Below are 21,497 nucleotides of genomic sequence, written 5' to 3' on the forward strand. Positions count from 1 at the left end.
GATTCAGCCACGCAGTCGCGGGCTGACCAGGCGCAGGCAGCGGTGTTGCCGCATCAGAATGAGGGTATGTGCAGTGTTCATGTCGCTAACCCTACGTTCGGTAGGGAATGATGGCAATACTTACGGAAAAAACGCCTGAAAATTTCGCGCTGTCCTGTATGCGGGCGATTAATTGCGCTTCTTGGCGCAAGGCTTGCGACGGATTGCGCAGGGCTCAGGCCAGCAGCTCGAGTACCGCCTGCGGGCGCTGGTTGGCCTGGGCGAGGATGCTCTGCGCGGCTTGCTGGATGATCTGCCGCGAGGCGAGGTTGGCGGTCTCGTTGGCGAAGTCGGTGTCGAGGATGCGCGAGCGACTGGCTGCGGTGTTCTCGGCGATGTTCTGCAGGTTGCTGATCGTCGACTCCAGGCGATTCTGCACCGCGCCCATGTAGCCTCGCTGGCGGTCGATGTAGGCGAGGGCGTCGTCGATGTCCATCACCGCCAGGCCGGGGGTGTCCTGCAGGCTGAGGCGGCCGAGCGCCAGGGTGTCGACATTGAACGTGCCCAGGCCGATCTGAATGGTTTCGTAGGCCTCGGCGCCGACCTGGAACTGCGTCAGGGCGCTGCCGCCGACCGCTGTGTCGTTGAACAGGGTCGGTTCGACGAGGCGGAAGCCCTGCGAGCCGGGGACCCCGGTACCCTGATTGAGCAGCACGTTCTCGGCCGTCAGCGTCGGCCCGCCGTCCGCGTCCAGGCCGCCGATGGCGCCGGTGTCGGCGTTGCTCAGGTCGAGGCCCGCCACGTAGGCAGCCGCGTCGCTGCTGAACTGGCTCTGGAAATCTGCGAGCCCGGTGAACGCGCCGTGGCTGGCATTGCTCAGCGCTTGGTCCAGCGTGGAGCCGGGATTGCTGTTCAGGTAGCCCATGATGTCCTTGATGCCCTTGCCACCCTCTGCCTTGATGCTGGCATGCATGTAGCGCACCGCCGCATAACCGCCGGAGTAGCCTGCGGAACCGCTGACGTCGTCGGCATTGAAGGCGCTGACGATCGCCGTGGTATTGGTACCGCCGGCGGTGTCGGCGGCCAGGCGCTCGTCCGCACCCTGTACGGCTTCTGCGGCACCCTCGATGAACCAGGCGGGCAGGCCGGCGGCGAAGTTCATGGTGCGGCCCATCACCGCGTGGGTCATCTCGTGGGCAATCACGCGGTCGGTGTACTGCGGGTAACTGCCGCCGTCGGGCAGCGAGCTGGCGTCGAAGTACGCGAGGTTGACGTTGAGCACCTGATTGAGCACGCGACCGTTGCCATCCGCGCCGCTGGAGGAGACCGACGCCAGAGCCTGGCTGCTGCTGTCGTTGCTGAAGGTGATTTTCAGCTCGGCGCCGTCGGCGCGCAGACCGAAGGCGTCGAAGACGCGCTGTTCTCCTTCGCTGATCCAGAAGCCCTTGAGCGAGTTGAGCACGGCGCGCTGGTCCAGGTCGCCGAGGGCAGAGGACTGGCCCTGGGCGAAGACCTTGCGGCCGGCGAAGGTGGTGGTCTCGTTGACCCGGTCGATCTCCTGCAGCAGCTGCTGCGCTTCCTGGTCGAGTGCCTGGCGCTCGCTGGCGCCGTTGGAGCCATTCATTGCCTGCAGGCCGAGCGAACGGATGCGCTGCAGGGCGTCGGTCACGCTTTGTAGCGCGCCCTCTGCGACCTGCAGCAGCGAAATACCGTCGTTGGCGTTACGTATCGCCACGCCCAGCCCGCGTGCCTGCGAGTTGAGGCGGTTGGAGATCTGCAGCCCGGCAGCGTCATCCTTGGCACTGTTGATGCGCTGCCCGGTGGACAGGCGCTGCAACGAGATGTCGAGGCCGGTGTTGTTGCTCTCCAGTTGGCGACGCGTGAACGACGAGGCGATGTTGGTATTGACCGTCAGCATCATCGGCTCACTGGTAGCCGCCGGGCGATTACCCGGCTCTACCGAGAGATCGGCGCGATGCTGCTGGACTTAAGCCATTTCGCTGTTGAGGCGACGAGCGGCGGGGGCTTTCTCCCGCAGCGCCTGGAAGTCGGCCCCGCTCGGATGCTGGAACACGCGCAGGCCGAACTCCGGGAGGATGGCCAGCAGATGGTCGAAGATGTCCGACTGGATGCCCTCGTAGGCATTCCAGGCCGTGGTGTTGGTGAAACAGTAGATCTCCAGCGGCAGGCCATCGGCAGTCGGGCTGAGCTGGCGCACCAGCAGGGTCATGTGCTGGTGGATGTGCGGGTTATGGCGCAGGTAGTGCTCGACGTAGGCACGGAAGCTGCCGATGTTGGTGATGCGGCGGGTGTTGACCGCTTCCTTGCTGTGTTCGGCCAGCCTGGTGTTCCAGTCGAGCAGCTCCTGGTCCTTGTGGTCGAGGTATTCGTCGAGCAGCATGAAGCGGCGCAGGCGGGCGATTTCCTCGTTGCTCAGGAAGTGCACGCTGGTCTGGTCGAGGTAGAGTGCGCGTTTGATCCGTCGGCCGCCGGATTCCTGCATGCCACGCCAGTTCTTGAACGGGTCGGTGATGAAGCGGCGGGTCGGGATGGTGGTGATGGTCTTGTCCCAGTTCTGCACCTTGACCGTGTGCAGGGCGATGTCGATCACGTCGCCATCGGCGTTCAGGTTGGGCATCTCCACCCAGTCACCGACGCGAATGATGTCGCTCGACGAGATCTGCACGCTGGCCACCAGCGACAGCAGGGTGTCCTGGAAGATCAACATCAGCACGGCGGCCATGGCGCCAAGGCCGGACAGCAGGATCAGCGGCGAGCGGTCGATCAGTGCAGCCACCATGAGGATCGCGGCAATCGCGTAGATGGCGATCTTGATCACCTGCAGGTAGCCCTTGATCGGCTTCAGGTGGGCATTCGGGCGTCGCTGGTAGAGGGTGTTGAGGATGTCCAGAAAGGCGCCGATGGCCATGGCGATGGTCAGCACGATGAAGGCGCTGCAGACGTTGCGCGTCACCTCGACCACGGCCTCGGGCATGTCCGGTACCAGCATCACGCCGCTGGACAGCACCAGCGCCGGCACGACGTTGGAGAGCCGCTTGATGATGCCGCTTTCCTTGATCTGGCCGTGGCGACCCACGGTCGTGGCGCCGATCACACGATAGATGGCGCGCACCAGGATGTGCTTGACCACCCAGTTCGACAGCCAGGCCGCCGCGATCAGGGCGAGTGTGGCGCTGAGGGTCAGCAGTTCCGGCTGTTGCTTCAGCCAGTCCATCCAGGTGTTGAGCTCATTCGGCATATCCGGCTCCGCTGCGGGCATGAGGCAGGCCGGCCTTGTGGGGCCGACCGTTTGAGCCGCCGTACCCTAGCAAAAATCGGCGCGCCAACCCAGCGCTCAGGTGTTGCAGGCTGCGTCCAGTTCAGGGTTTGAACGCGCCGATGAAGATCGCCGGGTCGACCCGTGCATCGTTGAGGCTGACGTTCCAGTGCAGGTGCGGGCCGGTGGCGCGCCCGGTGGCGCCGACCTTGCCGAGATGGCCGCCGCGAGGGATCTCGTCGCCGAGTTTCACGTCGATCGCCGACAGGTGGCAGAACATGCTGATCAGGCCCTGGCCATGGTCGAGGAATATCGTCCTGCCATTGAAGAAGTAGTCGCCGATCAGGATCACCTTGCCGGCAGCCGGCGCCTTGATCGAGGTGCCACGGCTGGCGGCGAAGTCCAGGCCCGAATGCGGGTTGCGTTCCTCTCCGTTGAAGAAACGGCGCAGGCCGAAGGGGCTGGATAGCGGGCCGTCGACGGGTTTGTCGAACAGCAGGTTGCTCGGCTGGCGGGCGCTGAACTGGCGGTAGGCGCGGGTCTGTTCGGCCAGCTCGCGCTCGATACGGGCAAGGTTCTTGGCGTTGGGGTTGACCTGCTGCTGATTCTTGAGGGTGATGCGCTGCTCGGTGTAGTGCTTGGCGCCGACCTCGAAGGCGAGCGACTGGCCTCCCTCGATCTGCACCTGTTGCGTGCCCGGCTTGACGCTCAGCGGGATGCCGACGATGGCGATCCAGCGCTGCCCGTCCTCACGAATGGTCAGCACCGGCTTGCCCTGGTAGCGAACCTTCGGCGCCTGGGCCTGGCCACCCAGATCGAGCACGGCCACGCCGCCAGGTACCGGCTTGTTCAGCAGGCGGGTGATGAAACCCTCGGCGTGGGCCGGCGCGGCGAGGCTCAGTGCGAGCAGCAGGAATGTGGCGAGCAGTGGCAGGGGACGGGGCATGCGAGGCGGTCCGGGCGAGGGCTGGGGGGCCTATGCTGGCGTAAATGCCGGCATCGGGAAAGCCTGTGGCAGCGCCTCAGCGGCCGTTCAGGCCGAGTTGCTGTTCGAGCTGCTGGCGCCAGAGGCTGTCGAGGGTCTGCAACTGCACGGGGCCGTACAGCGCTTGAGGCTCGCCCTGGTGCCAGGCCCACAGCTGGTCGCCGTAGTCGTAGTGCCACCACTCGCTGGGCAGGTTGCTGAAGCCCTGGGCGAGCATGGCGTTGTACAGCGTGCGCCGGTTGGCGCGTACCTGCTGGCCCGCCGCTTCACCGTCGGGGCCTTCGAAGTGGGCGCTGGCCGAGCGCGGGCTGGCCTCGTCGAAGGCGGTGCCCATGTCCAGCCAGTGGCCGTCATCGTCGCACAGGGTGACATCGACGGCGCCACCGGTCAGGTGCGGGCTGGGATTGCCGCGGCTGCTGTTGGGCGGCGAGACGAACTGGCGCGTCAGATGCTCCAGGTGCGCCTCGTCGGCGTCGGGGTAGTACTCCTTGAGCGCGTCGTAGAGGCTGTCGTAGAGGTATTGCTGCACGGCGAACGGACGCCAGGCGTCGAGCACCACCAGGTGCAGGCCTGCCGGCAGGCTCTTGGCCACTTGCAGCAGGCGTTCGAACACCGCGCTGCGCGAGTGGCATTCAGCCATGGCGTGGCACACGCCCATGCGGGCGTATGCCGGGTACACGCGCAGCGTGCGGCTCAGGCTCAGCGGGTGCAGCGGCTCATCGCACTCGACGATGGGGATCGCCGCGACCGCCTGCCAGTCGGGTTCTGCTCGGTAGGGGATGGGGGTGGTCAGGTCGGTCATGGCATCAGCTCAGCAGGCGCGGCAACCAGAGGGTCAGCGAGGGGAACAGGATCAGCAGGTAGAGTACGCCCAGGGCGGTCAGCACGAATGGCCAGATACCCTTGAACATCTCCATGATGTTCAGCTTGCTGACGGCGGCGACGATGAACAGGCAGGCGCCCATGGGCGGCGTGATCATCGCGATGGTGATGTTCAGGGTGAAGATCAGCCCCAGGTGCACCGGGTCGACGCCGGCCGCCAGCGCCACCGGGACGATGATGGGCGTCAGCAGCATCAGCACCGAGACCTCTTCCATGACCATGCCGCAGATGAAGATGATCGCGCTGATCACCAGCAGGATCAGCGTCGGCGAGTCGCTGAACGGCCCCAGCAGTTCGGCGAACGCCGCCGCCACCTGGGTGTAATTGAGCAGCCAGTTGACCACCGAGGCCGCCGCGATGATCGCGTAGATGCTGCCGGTCAGGCGCACGGTGTCGCGCAGCCCATCCCACAATCCGCGCAGCGACAGCTGTCCCTGCAGCATGCCGATCACGGCCACGTAGAGCACGATCAGCGCGCCTGATTCGGTTGGCGTGACCAGGCCCATGACGATGCCGGCGACGATCAGCACCGGAGCGACCAGTGCGGTGGCCGCGCCGGAAAAGGCAGCCAGCACCTCGCCCCAGCTCGGAGCCTGGTGCCGCGCCTGCAGACCGGCCTTGCGCGCATACAGGGCGTTCATGCCCATGAACGCCAGCGCCAGCAGCAAGCCGGGCACCACGCCGGCCAGGAACAGTTCGCCGATCGAGGTATTGGTCAGCGACGAGTACAGGATCATGAAGATGCTTGGCGGAATGATCGGGCCGATCAGCGAGCTGCCGGCAGTCAGGCCTGCGGCGAACTTGCGTGAGTAGCCTTCTTTTTCCATGGCCGGCACCAGCAGCGAGCTGAGTGCCGAGGCGTCGGCGGCGGCCGAGCCGTTGACCCCGGCGAAGAACACGCCGGCGACCACGTTGACGTGGCCGAGGCCGCCGCGCAGATGGCCGACCATGGCATTGGCCAGGCGGATCAGGCGCGGGGTCATGCCCGAGTTGTTCATCAGGTTGCCGGCCAGGATGAACAGCGGGATGGCCATCAGCGAGAAAATGTCCATGCCGCCGAAGAAACGCTGCGGCAGGATGTTGACGAACAGCCCGATGTCGACGAACAGGAAGCCGACCATCGCGGTGAGCAGCAGGCAGAAGAACAGCGGCAGACCCAGCACCAGGTTGACGGCGAAGGTCAGCAGCATGGCCAGACCCATCATGGTTGCACCTCCGCCTGTTGCGAGTTCGGCCAGGGGCCGCGCAGCAGCACCATCAGTACCAGCAGGCCAAAGCCCAGCGGCAGCGCCAGCAGCGGCCACGTGCGGCTGATGCCCAGGCCCAGGCTGCGAAAGCGTCCGGCCTCGAGTGCATAGCGCAGGCTGACCCAGGTGGCGAAGGTGAAGAAGGCGCAGGCCGCCAGCCACTGGTACAGCTGCAGCCAGCGCGCCAGGCGTGCCGGCAGGCGCTGTTCGAGCAGGTTGATGCGCATGTGCCCGCCCTCGCTCCACAGTGCGCCGAGCAGCAGCATCACACTGCCGATGATCAGGTAACGGGCCATTTCGTCCATCCAGATCGGCGAGCTGCCGATCAGGTAGCGGGCGACCACCCCGTAGATGAGTAGCAACAGGTCCAGCAACAGCAGCGCCGCACCCAGGTTGAGCACCACGGCGCGCAGGCGCTCGATAAAGGAGGACATAAGGACTCCGGGCAAGAGAAGCAGCGCCCTGTCAGCCAGGGCGCTAGGAGGCAGGCGGGGACTATTGGGCGGGCTTCAGACCGACATCCTGCAGGGCCGTTTCGACCCATTGCGCATCGATGTCCTGCTCGCCCAGCCACTTCAGGTAGGCCGGCTGGCCCTGGCTGCGGAAGGCCTGCAGGTCCTCGGCGGAGGGGCGGATGATCTGCATGCCCTTGTCCTGCAGGAATGCCAGCTCCTTCTCCTGCTGGGTGGCGATGGCCTCGCGGTTGAGCAGCGTGGCCTCGCGGGCGGCATCGAGCAGAGCCTGGCGCGCTTCGGCCGGCAGCGATTCGAGCAGCTCGGCGTTGGCCACCAGGAACTGGTCGGAGTACTGGATGTTGGCCAGGGTCAGGTACTTCTGCACCTGGTACAGGCTGCCGAGGATGATGTACGAGGTGGGGTTCATCTGACCGTCGGCCACGCCCGAGCGCAGGCCCATGTACAGCTCGGTCCAGGGGATCGGCGTGCCGGAAGCGCCGAACGATTCGTAGAGCGCTACCTGGCTGGGGTCCATCGCGCGAAAGCGCAGGCCTTGGAAGTCCTGTGGCGACTTGATCGGCTTCTTGTTGTTGGTGAAGTTGAGAAAGCCACCTTCCTCGACCACCGCCAGCATCTCGGTGCCGGTGCGCGAGCGGAATTCCTCCCGCGCGGCCTGCCAGTAGCGGCCGTCGTCGAAGAAGCGGTGGGCGGCCTTGGCGTCCTCGAACATGAAGGGGATGGCGCTGACGTAGATCTCCGGGAACAGCGGGGCGATGCCGGCGAAGGAGGCGATGTTCAGCCCCGGGCCGCTGATGACCTGCTCCATGCGCTGCTCTTCTTCACCGAGCATGCTGTTGGGGTAGAGCTTGATCTGCAGCTCGCCGCCGCTCTTCTGCTCCGCCAGGCGCTTGAAGTTGCTGGCGAACAGGTGCACCGGGTTCTTTTCCAGGTCGGCCGCGCCGTTGTAGCTCATGTTGATGCTGGTAGCGGCCTGGCTCAGCGATGCGCCCAGGCTCATGGCACTGACCAGCAGCGCCGCACAGAAACGGCGGCCGAACTGACCGAACAGAGTCGATTGCATATTGTTTTCCTTATGGCAGAACGATGGTGGGAAAGCCGCGCGGATGCTGTTGTTGTTCGAACCTAGAGCGCGTCAGCAACGGTACGCTAGCTGTTGTTGTGTTGACTGTTCAAGAAGGCTTGTGATGCAAAAAATGCAACGCGAGCGGGCTCGGCTCAGCGTGTGCGCGACAGGCTCGGCGCGTCGCCGCTGAAGAAGCGCATGCTCTGGCGCAGGTGTTGCAGACAGGCCTGCCCGGCAACCGTGAGTTCGCGGCCCTTGTGGCTGAGGATGCGCGCGCGGGCATCGTGCAGGGCCAGGTTGGCCAGGGGCAGACGGCGGATGCTGCCGGCCTTGAGCTCGTCGCTGACCGTCAGCTCGGGCATGAAGGCCACGCCGATGCCGGATTTGACGAAGTTGGTGAGCACCGCCACCGAGTTGGTGCGCAGCTTCGGGCGCAGTTCGACGTGTTCCAGCTGGGCGACCATCACCGCCAGCTGGCCCATGCCCGTGCTGCTGTGGATCAGTGCCAGGGCCTCGCCGCGCAGGGCGGTCATGGGGATCGGCCCCGGGTGTTCGAGCAGTGGATGGTGCGGCGGGGTGATCAGGTCCAGTGGCTGGCGCGTGTCGACGTGAACCTGCAGCGCCTCGTCCTCGACAGGGGCATAGACCAGCGCCAGATCCACGGCATCTTCCTTGAGCAGGCCGAGCGCCTCGTTGGCGCCGGCCATGCGCACCTCCAGGTCGATGCCGGGGTAGCGCAGGATGAAGCTCTGCAGCGGCTGGGCGATCAGGTCGGTGATGAAACCCTCGCCGACCGCGATACGCACGCTGCCCTGGCGCAGGCCCTGAAGGTCGCTCAGGCGCGACAGCACGCCCTGTTCGTTGGCCCGCTGCTGGCGGTAGTGGGCGACCAGCATGTCGCCGGCCTCGGTCGGGCTGACGCCCTGCGAGGTGCGTTCCAGCAGACGGATCTGCAGCTCTTCCTCGAGTGCGCTGAGCTGGCGGCTGATGGCCGAGGGGTCGACGTTCAGGTGCTGCGCGGCCTTGCGCAGCGAGCGAAAGTGGATGACCTCGTTGAGGTAGGCCAGGGCGCGCGGGTTCAGGCGGGACATCGGCGGGCTCAGTCCAGCAGCGACAGGGTCGCGGGTTGGATGTGGTTGTCTTCGACGCGTACATCCAGTTCGCCCTCGCTCAGGCGTGCCTTGAGGCGCTGGCCCGGTTGCGTCTGGGCGGCGCTGCGCACGGCCTGGCCGCGTTCGTCGAGGAGGATGCTGTAGCCGCGACCAAGGGTCGCCAGCGGGCTGACGATCTGCAGTTGCCCGGCCAGCGCGCCGAGGCGCTGGCGCTGGTTGCGCAGCTGGCCCTGCATGGCGCGTGGCAGGCGTTCGGCCAGGCCGTCGAGACGCTGGCGCAGCAGGGCCAGACTGCGTCCCGGATGCTGGGCCGCAAGGCGGGCGTCGAGACGGGCCAGCCGCTCGCGCTGGCTGGCCAGCTGCTGGTTGAAGGCGCGGCGCAGGCGCATGTCCAGGTCATCCAGGCGCTGCGCCTGCTGGCGCAAACGCTCGCCGGGGTGGCGCAGGCGCTTGCTCACGCCGTCCAGGCGCAGGCGCTCGCGGGCCAGGCGACCCTGCATGTGCAGGACCAGGCGCCGCTGCAGGTTGTGCAGGCGCTGCAGCAGTTCGCTGCTGTCCGGAGCCAGCAGTTCGGCGGCGGCGGAGGGCGTCGGGGCACGCACGTCGGCGACGAAGTCGGCGATGGAAACGTCCGTCTCATGGCCCACGGCGCTGACGATGGGCGTGCTGCAGGCCGCCACGGCGCGGGCCACGGCCTCTTCGTTGAAGCACCAGAGGTCTTCCAGCGAGCCACCACCACGGGCCAGGATCAGTGCGTCGAAGCCCTGCGCGTCGGCCCGTTGCAGGGCACGGACGATCTGCGCGGTGGCCTCGCGCCCCTGGACGGCGGTGGGGATCAGGTTCAGTTCGACCTGCGGCGCGCGGCGGCGGAACACGCTGATGATGTCTCGGATCACCGCGCCGGTCGGCGAGGTGACGATGCCGATGCGCCTCGGATGGGCAGGCAGGGCGATCTTGCCGGTGCTGGCGAACAGCCCCTCGGCGCCGAGTTTTTCCTTCAGCGCTTCGAAGGCCAGGCGCAGGGCGCCATCGCCGGCGGGTTCGACGGCATCGAGAATCAGTTGGTAGTCACCCCGGCCCTCGAACAGCGACACCTTGCCACGGACCTTCACCGCCAGCCCGTCGCGCAGCGCCTGGCGCACCCGTGCGGCGTTCTGCCGGAACAGCGCGCAACGCACCTGGGCCTGGCCATCCTTCAGGGTGAAGTAGATGTGCCCGGACGCCGGGCGTGCCAGGTTGGAGATTTCCCCCTCGACCCAGATGCCGGAAAACACATCCTCCAGCAGCAGGCGGGCGCGGTTGTTGAGCTGACTGACGCTGAGCACCTCGCGGTCGAGGTTCAGCCGTGCAAAGGGATCGTTGATCATGGGGCGGCATGATAAGCGCAGTGGGCAGCGGGCGCGACCTCCGTCAGGTACCGCCTTGCAGGCGCTGCAGCAGCCACGCGGCAACCGGCCCGAGCGTGCGCTGGCGCGACCAGATGGCATCGACCGCCATGCGCCGTGGCCAGCCGCTGCAGGGCAGTTCATGCAGGGCCTCGAAGCCATAGGTCTCGACCAGTTGCCGTGGCAGCTCGGCCCAGCCGAAGCCCAGGCGCGCCATCTCCAGCAGCATCAGGTAATCCGGTGCCGCCCAGCAGCGCCCGCCGCTGCCGGGCAGGTCATCGCGGTTGGCGTCGTCGTCGGCCACGCTGCTCAGGCGCAGCAGGCGCCAGTGCGAGAGGTCTTCCGGGCGCACATGCGAGCGCTCGGCCAGCGGGTGCTCCCTGGCGACGAACAGGCCGAACTCGCTGCTCATCTCCAGGCGGGCATGGGCGATGTGCGGCGGGTAGCGATCCTGCGCCGCCAGCAGGCCGATCTGGGCCCGCCCCTGGTTGACCAGGTCGAGCACGTCGGCCTGCTCGGCGATCAGGCTTTCGAACTGCAGGTCGGGAAAGCGTTCGTCCAGTTCCTGCAGGCGGGCTTCGTACTGCTTCGGCTGGTAGGCGTCGGAGAGGGCCAGGGTCAGGCGCGCTTCCTGACCGCTGGCCAGTCCGGCGGCGTGGCGGGCCAGGCGGTCAGCGGCTGCCAGCACCTCGTCGGCGTGAGCGAGCAGGCTGGCGCCGGCCTCGGTGAGCTGCAGGCGACGAGGGCCGCGCTCGAACAGCGTCACGCCCAGGTCGATTTCCAGTCGAGCGACGGCTTCGCTGATCGTCGACTGGCTCTTGCCCAGGCGCCGTGCCGCCGCACTGAGTGAGCCACTGTGAGCAGCCTGGGCGAAGGCCTGAAGGGATTCGGGAGATATGTTCATATCGGTTTCACCGATGGCAACTCACTTCGTCATGGCAGGTTTGCCGATGATCATAGCGCCCATCGCTTCCTGTCACGAGGTTTCAGTCATGAGCCAGCCACTGCCACGCACCCTGCGCGAACGCATCGTCCATGCCCTGGCGTTCGAAGTCATCGCCGTACTCATCTGCGCGCCAACCCTGGCCTGGCTGATGGGCAAGCCGCTGCTGCATCTGGGCGTGCTGACGCTGATGTTCTCCACGGTGGCGATGCTCTGGAACATGCTGTTCAACTACCTGTTCGACCGTGCGCAGCGGCGCATGGGCTTCGTGCGCGGCCTGGGTGCCCGTGTCAGCCACGCCTTGCTGTTCGAACTCGGCCTGGTGGTGGTGCTGGTGCCGCTGGCCGCCTGGTGGTTGTCGATCGGTCTGCTGCAGGCATTGCTGCTGGATATCGGCCTGCTGCTGTTCTTCCTGCCCTATACCCTGGGCTTCAACTGGGGCTACGACCTGCTGCGGGAGCGGGTCCTGGCCCGGCGCGAGGTGGCGATCTGCCGGGGGGCTTGATTTGCCCGCGGCAGGGCCTAAGCTGCCGCCTCTGTTCGCTGCCAGCCCAAGCCTCATGACCGCACAACTCGTTCTCGTTCCACAGATATCCACGCTTCCCGCGCATGAGCAGAAGGCGAGGGCGCTGCTGCGCTGGTTGGTCAAACGGCGCATCGTCGAGGCGCTGCCGACCACCTGTGGCCAGGGCGGCAACGGCATGGCCTATGCCATCGGTCCGGGCGCGCGGCAGATCGCCGAGCGCCCCGAGCTGTTGCCGTATGGCCAGCCCCACAATGGTCTGGAGATCATCACCCACCGCTGCATCTATGTGCCGACGCGCGGCTTTCTCGAAGAGGCGGGGTGTGCCGAGTGTCGGCGGGAGGTGGGGGTGCCGCTGTTCGACAGCCTGGAGGTCTGGTGGCCAGGGGAAACCGACAATTTCACCTGCCCGGAATGCGGGCATGAGGATGACATCAACGGTTTCCTGTTCCTGCAGCCCTGCGGCTTCTCCAACCTGGGCTTCATCTTCAACGGCTGGGTGGAGGCCGGACTGCGCCCGGCGTTCGTCGAGGAGTTCGGCGAACGCCTGGGCTTCGCCCTCCGCCAGGTGCGGGTCGACGACCCGGCCTGAGCCGGGCGGCGACCGCGACGTCTGCCAGCGGCGGTCGTCGCTGGCACATCGCCTCAGAAGGTAATGCTGGCCGAGAGGCGGGCGGTACGCGGCTGGCCGACGCTGACGTTGAGCTCGCTACCCGTGGTGGAGGGGTAGTAGTGCTTGTCGAAGATGTTGTCCAGGTTCAGCTGCAATGCGGTCTGCTGGCCCAGCAACGGATACTCCCAGCGAATGAACGCATCGGCCAGCGTGTAGCTGTCGAGGCGGAAGCTGTCGGCATTGTCGCCGGTGCGTTCGCCGACATAGCGAGCGCCGCCGCCGATGCGCCAATGGCCCAGCTGTTCGTCGATGGGCAGATCGTGGGTCAGGTAGAGGCTGCCGGTGTGGCGTGGCGCCTGGGCGAGCCGGTTGCCTTCGTTGGCGGGGTCGTCGAGAACTTCCGTGTGGGTGTAGGCGTAGGTGGCGATCAGCGCCCAGCGCTCGGCGATCTGCCCGGCGAGATCCAGCTCCACGCCGCGCGAGCCGACCTTGCCGGCGGCTTCGATGTCATCGCCGGAGCCCACCACGACGTTCTCCTTGACGATGTCGAACAGCGCCAGGTTCAGGCTCAGGCCCGGTCGCAGGTCGTATTTCGCGCCCACTTCGTAGCTGCGTCCTTCTTCCGGGTCGAAGGTCTGGCCGCTGTCGGTGACGCTGGTGTTGGGGACGAACGAACGGCTGTAGTTGCCATACAGCGAGAGTGCCTCGCTGGCCTTGTAGACCAGCCCGGTGAAGGGAATCAGGGTCTGGTCATTCTTGCTGTACAGCTCGCTGCGACTGGCGCCCAGCCCCTGGGCGATGTACTGGTCGTAGTGCTGATAGCGGCCGCCCAGTACCAGAATCCAGCGCTCGTCGAGGTGCCAGTTGTCCTTGAGGTAGAGCGAGGTCGACGTCAGCTCGTTGCGACGGTTGCTCTGCGTGGCGCTGACCACGCTGGGTTCGGGCAGGTTGCCGTAGACCGGGTCGTGGATGCTGATGTCGCGCCGCATGCTGGCGAGGTTGCGGTAGGTCTTGCCGCGGTACTGGTCATTGAGTTCGTGCTCGACACCGATCAGCAGGTCATGCCGCTGGCCGAACAGGCGCTGCTGGCCGATGAAGTCCAGGCTGCTGTAGCGGGTTTCATCGTCGTAGTGCGCGCCGTTGCCGACGCGCCTGAAGGTGCCGGTCGTGGCGTTCAGCGAGTTGGCCACCGGCTGGGCGATGGAGAGGCCGTAGGTGTCATTGTTCCAGGCGTGGGTGAAGCGGGTCTTCCAGTCGTCGTTCAACTGATACTCGAATACCGCGCGGGCGCTCTCGGCGATGCCCCGGGTTTCGGCCCAGCGCTCATCCAGGCGCTTGGCGTAATCGTCAGCGGCCGGGTGGCCGTCGCTGAACACGGTGCCACGGTCGAACGGAGCGGAGTAATCGTTGTATTCGTACGCCAGCGTCAGGCTGGCACGCTCGCCGGTCCAGGTCAGCGACGGGGCGATCAGCACCTGCTCGTGGCTACCGTAGTTGCGCCAGTAGTCTTCGTGCTGGCGCTCGGTGATGAGGCGGTAGGCCAGGCCGCTGTCACCCAGCGGGCCGGTGGTGTCCAGCGACAGCGAGCCGCCGCCCTCGCTGAACAGGGAGCCGCCCAAGGTCGTGCGCTGCTGGTACTGTGGCAGCTTGCTGATGACGTTGATCAGCCCGCCCGGGTCCATCGCGCCATAGAGCAGTGCGGCAGGCCCCTTGAGTACCTCCACCCGTTCGCTGGTGGCGGTGAAGTTCTTCGACAGGTTCGAGCGGATGCCGTCACGCAGGATCGAGCCGTCGGAGTTGGTGCCGAAGCCGCGCTTGATAAAGGCATCCTTGGTGCTGCCCAGGGTGTTGCTCTGGCTGACACCGCTGACGAACTTCATCGCGTCGTCCAGCGAGCGTACCTGAAAGTCTTCGATGGTCTGCGGTGTCACCACCTGGACCGATTGAGCCTCATCCTTGAGTGCAACGGAGGTTTTGCTGGCCGTGCTGCTGCGCCTGGCCTGGTAACCGTCATCGTCGACGACGGGGGCGGCGACGATGTCCTGGCTGGGCAGTTCCAGTTCCTGTGCCAGCAGCTGGGAGGTCGGGAGCAGGCAAAGGCTCAGCAGCGCTGCGCGCGGGCAGCACCGGGATAGGCGGGTGAGTTTCATTTGTTACTCGGATGCGGATGTTTTTGAGAATCATTATTTTATGATCTCTCTGCCATCGCTGCCTAGCGTCACACTTTGCATTGAGTGCATCGCGGTGGCTGGGTATAATGCCGCGCTTCTTATTTTCCCGCTCGGGAGCCCGCCCATGCTGCGCATCAGCCAAGAAGCACTCACTTTCGACGACGTCCTGCTCATCCCCGGATACTCCGAGGTCCTGCCCAAGGACGTCAGCCTGAAGACCCGCCTGACCCGCGGCATCGAACTGAACATCCCGCTGCTGTCCGCTGCCATGGACACCGTCACCGAAGCGCGCCTGGCCATCGCCATGGCCCAGGAAGGCGGCATCGGCATCATCCACAAGAACATGACCATCGAGCAGCAGGCGGCGGAAGTCCGCAAGGTCAAGAAGTTCGAGGCCGGCGTGGTCAAGGACCCGATCACCATCGAAGCTGACGCCACCGTGCGTGACCTGTTCGAGCTGACCCGCCAGAACAACATCTCGGGCGTACCGGTGCTGTCCGGCGGCGACCTGGTGGGTATCGTCACCTCCCGCGACGTGCGCTTCGAGAATCGCCTGGATGCCCTGGTACGTGACGTGATGACGCCGAAAGAGCGCCTGGTCACCGTCAAGGAAGGCGCCGACAAGGAAACCGTGCGTGAGCTGCTGCACAAGCACCGCATCGAGAAGGTCCTGATCGTCGACGACGCCTTCACCCTCAAGGGCATGATGACCGTCAAGGACATCGAGAAGGCCAAGGCCTACCCGCTGGCCAGCAAGGACGACCAGGGTCGTCTGCGTGTCGGTGCTGCCGTCGGCACCGGTGCCGATACCGGTGATCGCGTGGCTGCACTGGTCAACGCCGGGGTGGACGTGATCATCGTCGACACCGCTCATGGTCACTCCAAGGGCGTGATCGACCGCGTGCGCTGGGTCAAGCAGAACTTCCCGGAAGTCCAGGTCATCGGTGGCAACATCGCCACTGGCGCGGCTGCCAAGGCGCTGGTCGAAGCGGGCGCCGACGGTGTCAAGGTCGGTATCGGCCCAGGCTCGATCTGCACCACCCGTATCGTTGCCGGTGTCGGCGTTCCGCAGATTTCCGCCGTGGCCAATGTGGCTGCCGCCCTGGCTGGCACCGGTGTGCCGCTGGTCGCCGATGGTGGCATCCGCTTCTCCGGTGACCTGTCCAAGGCCATCGTCGCTGGCGCCTCCGCCGTGATGATCGGTTCCATGCTGGCCGGTACCGAAGAGGCACCGGGCGAAGTCGAACTGTTCCAGGGCCGTTCCTACAAGGCTTACCGTGGCATGGGTTCGCTGGGTGCCATGGCACAGGCGCAAGGCTCGAGCGACCGCTACTTCCAGGACTCCTCGGCCGGTGCCGAGAAGCTGGTGCCGGAAGGCATCGAAGGCCGCGTACCCTACAAGGGCGCCATGGCTGCCATCGTTCACCAGCTGATGGGTGGCCTGCGTGCCTCCATGGGCTACACCGGCTGCGCCACCGTCGAGGAAATGCGCACCAAGCCCGAGTTCGTGCGCATCACGGGCGCCGGCATGGCCGAATCGCATGTCCACGACGTGCAGATCACCAAGGAAGCCCCGAACTACCGGGTTGGTTGATCCGCTGCAATGTTATGAATAACGGGGCTGTTCGATCAGCCCCGTGTCATTTGTGAATACCTACGAGAGACGGCCATGGCCCAAGACATTCACGCCCACCGCATCCTGATTCTGGACTTCGGTTCCCAGTACACCCAACTGATCGCCCGTCGCGTGCGCGAGATCGGCGTCTATTGCGAACTGCACCCCTGGGACATGAGCGACGAGGACATCCGCGCCTTCGCCCCGCGCGGCATCATCCTCGCCGGTGGTCCGGAGTCGGTGCACGAAGCCAACAGCCCGCGTGCACCGCAGGCGGTGTTCGACCTGAATGTGCCGGTGCTGGGCATCTGCTACGGCATGCAGACCATGGCCGAGCAGCTCGGTGGCAAGGTGGAAGGCTCCGACCTGCGTGAATTCGGCTACGCCCGTGTCGACGTGGTCGGCAAGAGCGAGCTGCTCACCGGCATCGAAGACCATGTCGACGCCGACGGCGTGCTCGGCCTGGATGTGTGGATGAGCCACGGTGACAAGGTCACCCGTCTGCCGGAAGGCTTCCACGTACTGGCTGCCACTCCGAGCTGCCCGATCGCCGCCATGTGCGACGACGCCCGCCACTACTACGGCGTGCAGTTCCACCCGGAAGTGACCCATACCAAGCAGGGTGGTCGCATCCTGTCGCGCTTCGTCCTGGAGATCAGCGGCTGCGAAGCCCTGTGGACCCCGGCCAACATCGTCGATGACGCCGTTGCTGCGGTACGCGCCCAGGTTGGCGATGCCAACGTCCTGCTCGGCCTGTCCGGCGGCGTGGACTCCTCGGTGGTCGCTGCGCTGCTGCACAAGGCCATCGGCGACCAGCTGACCTGCGTGTTCGTCGACAACGGCCTGCTGCGCCTGCACGAAGGCGACCAGGTGATGGCCATGTTCGCCGAGAACATGGGCGTCAAGGTGATCCGCGCCAACGCCGAAGAACAGTTCCTCGGCAACCTTGCCGGCGAAGCCGACCCGGAGAAGAAGCGCAAGATCATCGGCCGCACCTTCATCGACGTGTTCGATGCCGAGGCCAGCAAGCTGGACAACATCCGCTTCCTCGCCCAGGGCACCATCTACCCGGACGTGATCGAGTCGGCTGGCGCCAAGAGCGGCAAGGCCCACGTGATCAAGAGCCACCACAACGTCGGTGGCCTGCCGGAGGAAATGAACCTCAAGCTGGTCGAGCCGCTACGTGAACTGTTCAAGGACGAAGTGCGCAAGATCGGCCTGGAACTGGGCCTGCCTTACGACATGGTCTACCGCCACCCGTTCCCGGGCCCGGGCCTGGGCGTGCGCATCCTCGGCGAAGTGAAGAAGGAGTACGCCGACCTGCTGCGTCGTGCCGACCACATCTTCATCGAAGAGCTGCGCAAGGCCGACTGGTACCACAAGACCAGCCAGGCATTCGTGGTGTTCCAGCCGGTGAAATCGGTCGGCGTGGTCGGTGACGGTCGTCGCTACGCCTGGGTCGTCGCCCTGCGCGCCGTGGAAACCGTGGACTTCATGACCGCTCGCTGGGCGCACCTGCCCTACGAGCTGCTGGAGACCGTCAGCGGCCGCATCATCAACGAGATCGAAGGCATCTCCCGCGTCACCTACGACGTGTCGAGCAAACCGCCAGCGACCATCGAGTGGGAATAAGCGCGTAACGAAGGGCAGCCCATTGGCTGCCCTTCGTCTATCCGGGGTTATGCGCCGACCTCATTAGTGCACATCGCGACATGCGCAATCTGTCTAGAGCCCATGCCTGGCTGGCCTAGCCTTGTAATGGAAAGGCTACTCAGGCGGGGCTATCACCATGTCCGAGCATGTTGACTGGCGCCTACGCGGCGCTGGTGTGGATCTGTGCAATTGCGACTATGGATGTCCTTGTCAATTCAACGCTCTGCCCAGTCACGGCACCTGTGAAGCTGCGGTGGGGTATCACATCGAGGAGGGGCATTTCGGCGATGTGGCGCTGGCCGGTTTGAACGTGGCCTGCACCTTCTTCTGGCCGGGTGCCGTGCACGAGGGGCATGGCCAGTGTCAGGCGTTTATCGATGAACGCGCTACGGCGGCGCAACGGCAGGCACTGCTGACCATTCTCAGCGGTCAGGAGCAGGTGCCGACTGCATTCTTCGCGATCTTTGCCAGTACTGTGGAAACCATGCATGAGCCTCAGTTCGTGCCGGTTGAGGTCAGTACGGATCGTGCCGCGCTGACGGCCACTATCCGTGTGCCGGGTGTGCTGGACGGATACGCGGAGCCCATTCGCAATCCGGTGGACGGTTCTGTGCACCGGGCTCGACTGTTGCTACCCGACGGCTTCGAGTTTGCGGAGACGGACTGCGCCAGCGCCACGTTCAACTGCTCCGGGGCGATCAGGCTGAACTATGCCGGGCGCAATGCCATGCTCTATGACCTGCACATGGGGCCCAATGGCATCATCCACGCCTAGCAACCTAGTGGACCGGCGTGCGCTGCTGGCCAGCGCGGTGATTCTGTTGATCAGCGCACTGGCCTGGTGGTGGCAGGTCGAGCAGGCCGCGCTGATGGCGGCCATGGGCGACATGCAGATGCCGCCAACCCGCTGGTGGTCGCGTGAGGGCGCGCTGACCTTGCTGATGTGGGTAGTGATGATGCAGGCGATGATGTTGCCTGCGGCGCTTCCGGTGTTCCTGCTCTATCAGCGCTGTCTGCAGCGCGATCCCTTGCGCGTGCTCAAGCTGTTGTTGTTCTGCGCCGCCTATGCCGTGCTCTGGAGTCTGTTCGCGGTACTGATGACGCTGCTGCAGATGCTGGGCGAACGGCTGGGTTGGCTGGAGCCGATGACATTGCGCCTGCCGCTGTGGTTGGGGGCATCGGTGTTGCTGGTGGCAGGGGCCTATCAGCTGACCCAGGCCAAGGCGACCTGCCTGGCGCATTGCCAGAGTCCGTTGCACTTCCTGCAGCATCATGTGCGAGCTGGCCTCTCGGGGGCGTGGGGGCTGGGCTTGCATCATGGCCTGTACTGCATTGGCTGTTGCTGGGCGCTGATGCTGGTGTTGCTGGTGGTCGGCGCCATGAGTCTGTGGGGGATGGCCGGGCTGGCCCTCATGGTCTTGGCGGAGAAATGGCTGCCACTGGGGCCGCGCTGGCGCCTTTTCAGTGGCGTCAGCCTGATGCTGTGCGCGGCAGGTCTCGCCGTCTGGACGCTGCGCTAGAGGCCGGTGCGACGATTGGCCGTTCGACTTTGCCGGAAGAGGGCGCCTAAAATGCGACTCTCTCTCGTTTGGCCTCGCGAGCACTGAGTGCGAGGCTGACGGCCGCTCGGTCGAACACAGGTGATGAATGAAGTTGAAACGTAGACAGGTGCTGCTCGGCCTGGCCGGTCTCGGTGTGGTCGGCCTTGGCGCTGGCGGCGTGCGCTATTGGCTGGGGCGTCCGGAGAACGTCGCGACCCATGATTACGAGCTGATCGCTGCGCCGGTCGATATGGAGCTGGTGCCAGGGCATGTGACGCCGGCCTGGGGGTACGGTGGTCAGGCGCCCGGGCTGGAGCTGCGGTGCCGCCAGGGCGAGCGGCTGCGGGTGCGCTTCATCAACAAGCTGGAGCAGCAGAGCACCATCCACTGGCATGGCATCAGGCTGCCGCTGGAAATGGATGGCGTGCCCTATGTCTCGCAGGCGCCGGTGTTGCCGGGCGAGTACTTCGACTACGACTTCATCTGCCACGACGCGGGCAGCTTCTGGTATCACCCGCATACCACCAGCGCCGAGCAACTGGGGCGCGGGCTGGTCGGGCCGCTGATCGTCGAGGAGCGCGAGCCGACCGGCTTTCGTCATGAGCGCACGCTGAGCCTGAAGACCTGGCATATCGATGAGCAGGGCGCGTTCACGCCGTTCATGGTGCCGCGCCAGGCGGCGCGTGAAGGCACCCGTGGACGGCTGACGACCATCAACGGCACGCCCAACCCGACGCTGGAACTGCCGGCGGGGCAGGTGGTGCGCCTGCGCCTGATCAACCTCGACAACACCGTCACCTACCGCCTCAACCTGCCAGGTGGCGAGGCGCGTATCTATGCCCTGGACGGCAACCCCGTGCAGCCCCGGCCATTGGGCAAGGCGTACTGGCTCGGCCCGGGCATGCGCATCGACCTGGCGCTCAGGGTGCCGGCCGCCGGCGAGACGCTGTCGCTGCGCAATGGCCCGTTGCGTCTGGCGACCCTCGAGGGTGTCGCCAGCACGGAGGCAGCGGGCGACTGGCCACCGGCGTTGCCGGCCAACCCCATCGCCGAGCCTGACCTGGCGCGTGCCGAGACCCTGCGCTTCAACTTCGAGTGGGCGGCAGCCCTGGCATCGCCGGCCGACGAAGCGGCCGGGCGCTACAAGTACTGGCAGATCAACGGCCAGGCCTGGGACATCAACGACAAGACCTGTGCCGACCGGCCCATCGCCACGCTGAAGAAGGATGGTCACTACATCTTCGTGCTGCGCAACATGGCGCAGTACCAGCACCCGATCCACCTGCACGGCATGACCTTCAAGGTGCTGGGTTCCGACCGACGCAAGATCGTGCCGTACTTCACCGATACCTATCTGCTGGGCAAGAACGAGACGGCGCGCATCGCCTTCGTCGCCGATAATCCCGGGGTATGGATGTTCCATTGCCATGTGATCGACCATATGGAAACGGGGCTGATGGCGGCCATCGAAGTGGTGTAGGGTGGGCGCCGTTTTCAGGCCGGCCTCGGTGGCCGGCCACCCTACGGATTGATGCAATGAAGCGACCGCAGATCATCGACCGCTCGCGCGACGAGCACTTCATGCGCCTGGCGCTCGACCAGGCACGCCTGGGCGCGGAGCAGGGCGAGGTGCCGGTCGGTGCGGTGCTGGTGCAGGACGGCGAGGTGGTGGGGCAGGGCTACAACTGCCCGATCCTGCGCCACGACCCCAGTGCCCATGCCGAGATGGTGGCGATCCGCGCTGCCGCGCTGTCGGTGCAGAACTATCGGCTGCCGGGCAGCACCTTGTACGTCACGCTGGAGCCCTGCAGTATGTGCGCCGGTCTGATCGTGCACGCCCGGATCGCGCGGGTGGTATTCGCCGCCAGCGAGCCGCGTGCAGGGGTGGCGATCAGTCAGGGGCAGTTCTTCGACCAGGGTTTTCTCAACCATCGCGTACTGGTTGAGGGCGGTCTGCTGGCCGACGAGAGCGGGGCGCTGCTGAAACAATTCTTCAAGGCTCGGCGTGGCTGAGCATCGTCACAGGACATCA

General features: G+C 65.7%; 19 protein-coding genes. 8 read left to right on the plus strand and 11 right to left on the minus strand.

The features are described from left to right. Positions 1–214: 214 nt before the first annotated feature. From EPK82_RS24790 to EPK82_RS14745, 10 genes are all read right to left on the minus strand, one after another. The gene (locus EPK82_RS24790; protein ID WP_244229974.1) at positions 215–1,900 is read right to left on the minus strand and encodes a flagellinolysin; all 1,686 of its coding nucleotides are present in this window, start codon (positions 1,898–1,900) and stop codon (positions 215–217) included. Positions 1,901–1,966: 66 nt separating this feature from the next. Then, positions 1,967–3,238: a mechanosensitive ion channel family protein gene (locus EPK82_RS14705; RefSeq protein WP_134677041.1), complete on the minus strand. Its 1,272-nt coding sequence runs from the start codon at positions 3,236–3,238 to the stop codon at positions 1,967–1,969. 121 nt (positions 3,239–3,359) lie between these two features. Beyond that, a complete protein-coding gene (locus tag EPK82_RS14710; protein ID WP_134677042.1) occupies positions 3,360–4,202 on the minus strand; it encodes a peptidoglycan DD-metalloendopeptidase family protein in 843 nt (280 codons plus the stop codon). Between the two features lie 76 nt (positions 4,203–4,278). Further along, entirely contained in the window at positions 4,279–5,043 is a 765-nt protein-coding gene (locus EPK82_RS14715; RefSeq protein ID WP_037049555.1) for a M15 family metallopeptidase, read from the minus strand. 4 nt (positions 5,044–5,047) lie between these two features. Continuing rightward, positions 5,048–6,328 (minus strand): TRAP transporter large permease, encoded by a 1,281-nt coding sequence (locus EPK82_RS14720; protein WP_080757016.1) that lies wholly within the window; start codon positions 6,326–6,328, stop codon positions 5,048–5,050. After that, positions 6,325–6,804 (minus strand): TRAP transporter small permease, encoded by a 480-nt coding sequence (locus EPK82_RS14725; RefSeq protein ID WP_134677043.1) that lies wholly within the window; start codon positions 6,802–6,804, stop codon positions 6,325–6,327. Before EPK82_RS14725 ends, EPK82_RS14720 begins: the two co-directional genes overlap by 4 nt. A gap of 61 nt (positions 6,805–6,865) precedes the next feature. Next, complete coding sequence (locus tag EPK82_RS14730) at positions 6,866–7,906, minus strand: TRAP transporter substrate-binding protein (RefSeq protein ID WP_134677044.1); 1,041 nt, start codon at positions 7,904–7,906, stop codon at positions 6,866–6,868. A 155-nt stretch (positions 7,907–8,061) separates the two neighbouring features. Next, the gene (locus tag EPK82_RS14735; protein ID WP_037049545.1) at positions 8,062–9,000 is read right to left on the minus strand and encodes a LysR family transcriptional regulator; all 939 of its coding nucleotides are present in this window, start codon (positions 8,998–9,000) and stop codon (positions 8,062–8,064) included. An 8-nt stretch (positions 9,001–9,008) separates the two neighbouring features. Beyond that, positions 9,009–10,388 (minus strand): exodeoxyribonuclease VII large subunit, encoded by a 1,380-nt coding sequence (gene xseA, locus EPK82_RS14740; protein WP_134677045.1) that lies wholly within the window; start codon positions 10,386–10,388, stop codon positions 9,009–9,011. A 43-nt stretch (positions 10,389–10,431) separates the two neighbouring features. After that, complete coding sequence (locus EPK82_RS14745) at positions 10,432–11,310, minus strand: LysR family transcriptional regulator (RefSeq protein ID WP_037049538.1); 879 nt, start codon at positions 11,308–11,310, stop codon at positions 10,432–10,434. Positions 11,311–11,398: 88 nt separating this feature from the next. Between EPK82_RS14745 and EPK82_RS14750 the strand changes: the two genes are divergently transcribed. Further along, the gene (locus EPK82_RS14750; protein WP_134677046.1) at positions 11,399–11,854 is read left to right on the plus strand and encodes a multidrug/biocide efflux PACE transporter; all 456 of its coding nucleotides are present in this window, start codon (positions 11,399–11,401) and stop codon (positions 11,852–11,854) included. Between the two features lie 55 nt (positions 11,855–11,909). Further along, positions 11,910–12,464, plus strand: coding sequence for a hypothetical protein (locus tag EPK82_RS14755; RefSeq protein ID WP_037049534.1), 555 nt, complete (start codon positions 11,910–11,912; stop codon positions 12,462–12,464). A gap of 53 nt (positions 12,465–12,517) precedes the next feature. On the opposite strand, the gene EPK82_RS14760 is transcribed toward EPK82_RS14755, so the two are convergent. Further along, positions 12,518–14,635, minus strand: a complete 2,118-nt coding sequence (locus EPK82_RS14760) for a TonB-dependent siderophore receptor (protein ID WP_134677047.1) — start codon at positions 14,633–14,635, stop codon at positions 12,518–12,520. A 145-nt stretch (positions 14,636–14,780) separates the two neighbouring features. Between EPK82_RS14760 and guaB the strand changes: the two genes are divergently transcribed. From guaB to tadA, 6 genes are all read left to right on the plus strand, one after another. Further along, entirely contained in the window at positions 14,781–16,250 is a 1,470-nt protein-coding gene (guaB, locus tag EPK82_RS14765) for an IMP dehydrogenase (RefSeq protein WP_037049532.1), read from the plus strand. 75 nt (positions 16,251–16,325) lie between these two features. Continuing rightward, positions 16,326–17,903, plus strand: a complete 1,578-nt coding sequence (guaA, locus tag EPK82_RS14770) for a glutamine-hydrolyzing GMP synthase (protein ID WP_047589986.1) — start codon at positions 16,326–16,328, stop codon at positions 17,901–17,903. Between the two features lie 157 nt (positions 17,904–18,060). Then, positions 18,061–18,699, plus strand: a complete 639-nt coding sequence (locus EPK82_RS14775) for a DUF1326 domain-containing protein (RefSeq protein ID WP_037049487.1) — start codon at positions 18,061–18,063, stop codon at positions 18,697–18,699. After that, positions 18,680–19,444: a DUF2182 domain-containing protein gene (locus EPK82_RS14780; RefSeq protein WP_134677048.1), complete on the plus strand. Its 765-nt coding sequence runs from the start codon at positions 18,680–18,682 to the stop codon at positions 19,442–19,444. The genes EPK82_RS14775 and EPK82_RS14780 overlap by 20 nt, the downstream gene beginning before the upstream one ends. A gap of 127 nt (positions 19,445–19,571) precedes the next feature. Continuing rightward, positions 19,572–20,945: a multicopper oxidase family protein gene (locus EPK82_RS14785; protein WP_134677049.1), complete on the plus strand. Its 1,374-nt coding sequence runs from the start codon at positions 19,572–19,574 to the stop codon at positions 20,943–20,945. A 56-nt stretch (positions 20,946–21,001) separates the two neighbouring features. Continuing rightward, on the plus strand, positions 21,002–21,478 hold the full coding sequence (tadA, locus tag EPK82_RS14790) for a tRNA adenosine(34) deaminase TadA (RefSeq protein WP_037049474.1): 477 nt from the start codon (positions 21,002–21,004) through the stop codon (positions 21,476–21,478). The last annotated feature ends 19 nt before the right edge of the window (positions 21,479–21,497 follow it).

The sequence above is a fragment of the Ectopseudomonas khazarica genome (genome assembly GCF_004521985.1).
GTDB classification, from domain to species: Bacteria; Pseudomonadota; Gammaproteobacteria; order Pseudomonadales; family Pseudomonadaceae; genus Aquipseudomonas; species Aquipseudomonas khazarica.